This window comes from Gordonia sp. (in: high G+C Gram-positive bacteria), from assembly GCF_049299075.1.
Taxonomy (GTDB): domain Bacteria; phylum Actinomycetota; class Actinomycetes; order Mycobacteriales; family Mycobacteriaceae; genus Gordonia.
This window is the reverse complement of sequence record NZ_JBAQWU010000054.1, coordinates 1-2,768: the sequence shown is the minus strand read 5'-3', so window position 1 is coordinate 2,768 and position 2,768 is coordinate 1. Positions and strand designations below refer to the sequence as shown.

Sequence of the window (2,768 nt, the reverse complement as noted above, 5' to 3'; positions counted from 1 at the left end):
GTACGTGCGTGCTGGCATCCTGGAGGAGCGCCCGGCCAGCCCCGTACGCGATGCGTTGCTCGTGGACACCTCGATTAACGAGCGCCAGAAGCAGATGCTGCTGGAGATCTACGATTCCTTCCGCAATGAGAACGCTTCGAGTGAGGTCCCGGTCAGCGACCCGGCGAGCGTGGCGGCAACCCCGGCGGTGGCCGAAGCCACGACGACGGTCGGGGAGTGACCATCTGCTGCGGGCGGCGACAGGACTAAGATAAACGACGTGTCTGTCGGCTGGATCGTCAATCTGATCATCTTCGCGGTGCTGCTTGTCATCACCGTGCTGTCTTTCGTGGGCGGCGTGGCCTCGCTGATTCACGCCATCGTCACGCGACCGGATGCGTTCCCGGCCGTCGACGCCAAGAGCAAAGGCTTCTGGGTGGGTGTGCTCGCCGCCAGTGCGCTGGCCACCGGGCTGCTCGGCGTCTTCCGGCTCCTGGCGCTGCCGATCGCGGCCTCGAGCGCGGTGCTCACCTCGTTTTCGGGGCTGATTTACCTGGCCGGGGTCATCGGTATCAGCGTGTACCTCGCGGGCGTGCGCCCGCGGATCGACGAGATTCAGGGCCGCTCCTGGTTCCGGAAGGCAGCGTGAGCGCCGAGTACCGCATCATGGAGCTGGCCGAAGTCTCCGGAGTCAGCGTCCGCAACATCCGGGTGTATCAGGACCGCGGGCTGCTGCCGCCGCCGGAGGTGCGTGGCCGCACCGGCTGGTACTCCGAAGAACACCTGGTCCGCCTCAACCTGATTTCCCGGTTACTCGACCGTGGCTACACGTTCGCCACCATCAGTGAGTTGCTCCTGGCCGCCAGTCGCGGACTGAAGGTCGAACATGTGCTGGCGGGCAAGCCGCGGGGCGGACGGCTCCGGACCTTGAAGCGGGCCGCCACCATCACCATCACCGAGCTGCGCAAGACGCTCAACGCCAGCGACCGGGCTATCGGCCTCAGCCAGAAGCTCGGATTGCTGGTCAAAGACGGTGCGGGCTTTGCGGTGCGCAACCCGGATCTGCTGGAAGGCGCCGAGGTGCTGGTCAAGGGCGGCAGCGACATCGATATTCTGCTCGACCGGTGGGATCGCGTGCAGGCCGATCTTGCCGACGTCGCCGCCAGCTTTGTCTCGATCATCACCGACAAATACTTCGACGAGAACCTGCCGAACCTCAGCGAGAAGTCCGTGTCCGAGCTTGCCGAACTGATCCACACGGTGCGCCCGATGGCGCACGACATCGTCGAATCCGCCTTTGCTGACGCTTTGGATGCGGAGATCTCCCGGGCGATCGGCGAAGCCACCAAGTATTACGAAACCGGTGGCGACCCCACCCCCTGACCGCCGTCGTTCACTCCAACGCCGCTAGCCGGGCTCCGGCGCCGTCTGCCCGTTCGGGCGCCCTCGGCTCATTCCGGCACCCTTCCGGAGGGGCGCCGGAAGCGAGAATGGGGCGGCAGGCCAGGTCAGGGGAGGCGGCAACCGATGAAAACCGGTTCGGGGTGCAGTGTGACGCCAAATGCCGCGGCGACGCCGTCGCGCACCGTGGTGGCCAGCGCGAGGAGGTCGGCGGTGGTGGCCGAACCCCGGTTGGTGAGCGCCAATGTGTGCTTGGTCGACAGTCGTGCGGGGGCATCGGCGCCGGGAAATCCGCGCGTGAAACCGGCCCGCTCGATCAGCCAACCGGCCGAGAGCTTCACCCCGGCGGCCGAAGGAAACTGCGGGATCGCGACGTCGTCGCCGACGTGGGCACGAATCTGGTCCAGGACACCGGGGAGCTCGGCGGGATCGAGGATCGGATTGGTAAAGAAGCTGCCCGCGCTCCAGGTGTCCTGGTCGGCGTCGTCGAGCACCATGCCCTTGCTCGCGCGTAGGGCCAGTACGCGCTCGCGCACCGAGGCCGCGTCGGCGGACGCGCCCTCGTCGACGCCCAGTTCGCGGGCCAGTTCGCGGTAACGGATCGGGGCCGAGCGCGCTGCGTCGTTGAGCCAGAACGAGACGGCCAGAACAACCTCGTCGTCGTTCCCCTTGAGGCGACTGGTCCGGTAGGCCAGTCCAAGCTGTTCCGGTGCGACCCAGACGATTTCCCCGCTGCGCCGGTCGAGCAACTGCACGCCGCGGAGCAAGTCGCCCACTTCGACGCCGTAGGCGCCGACGTTCTGCACCGGTGTGGTGCCTGCTGCGCCGGGGATACCGGCCAGGCATTCCAGCCCGCCGAAACCGCGCTGCACGGTCTGCGCGACGAGCTCATCCCAGTTGGTTCCGGCGTCGGCCGTCACGAACGGACGGCCATCGGCGCGGCCGAACTCGACACCGCTGCCCTCGATCAGGATCGCGGTGCCGTCGAAGCCGTCGTCGCCGATCACCAGATTGGACCCGCCGGCGATCAGCAACACCGGTTGCCCGGCGCGGTCGCATTCGATGACAGCGGCGATCAGCTCGTCGGTGGTGGTCGTGCGGCGCAGGTCGACCGCTGGCCCACCCAAACGCAGTGTGGTGAAATCGGCGAGACGCGGGCCGCCGGGATTCGGAGTGCTCACGTCGCTAACGGTAACCTGAGCGCCATGGCGAGCAACTTCGAGTATTCGGTCAGCTACCCGTTCGGCACCGCCGCGCTGTGGCAGCTGTACGTCACCGAGCAGTATTGGCACGACTTGATCGAGCGCACCAATGCCGAGCACGGCAGCGTGGAATCGTTCACGCACGACGGCAACAAGGTCACCATCACCACCAAGCAGGGTGTCGGC

Annotated in this window: 4 protein-coding genes and 1 pseudogene; 4 read left to right on the top strand and 1 reads right to left on the bottom strand. The window is 66.9% G+C overall.

The features are described from left to right. The 3 genes and pseudogenes from WAW85_RS01985 to WAW85_RS01975 all read left to right on the top strand — a co-directional run. Positions 1–220: pseudogene (locus WAW85_RS01985) on the top strand (transcriptional regulator); the annotation flags it as partial. 39 nt (positions 221–259) lie between these two features. Beyond that, a complete protein-coding gene (locus WAW85_RS01980) occupies positions 260–628 on the top strand; it encodes a DUF2516 family protein (RefSeq protein WP_422557983.1) in 369 nt (122 codons plus the stop codon). A 17-nt stretch (positions 629–645) separates the two neighbouring features. Further along, the gene (locus WAW85_RS01975) at positions 646–1,362 is read left to right on the top strand and encodes a MerR family transcriptional regulator (protein ID WP_422557984.1); all 717 of its coding nucleotides are present in this window, start codon (positions 646–648) and stop codon (positions 1,360–1,362) included. 125 nt (positions 1,363–1,487) lie between these two features. Here the strand turns inward: WAW85_RS01975 and WAW85_RS01970 are convergent, their stop codons facing one another. Beyond that, positions 1,488–2,561 (bottom strand): UDP-N-acetylmuramate dehydrogenase, encoded by a 1,074-nt coding sequence (locus tag WAW85_RS01970; RefSeq protein WP_422557982.1) that lies wholly within the window; start codon positions 2,559–2,561, stop codon positions 1,488–1,490. 24 nt (positions 2,562–2,585) lie between these two features. Between WAW85_RS01970 and WAW85_RS01965 the strand changes: the two genes are divergently transcribed. Then, on the top strand, positions 2,586–2,768 hold a 183-nt coding region (locus tag WAW85_RS01965), incomplete at its 3' end, for a DUF2505 family protein (RefSeq protein WP_422557981.1).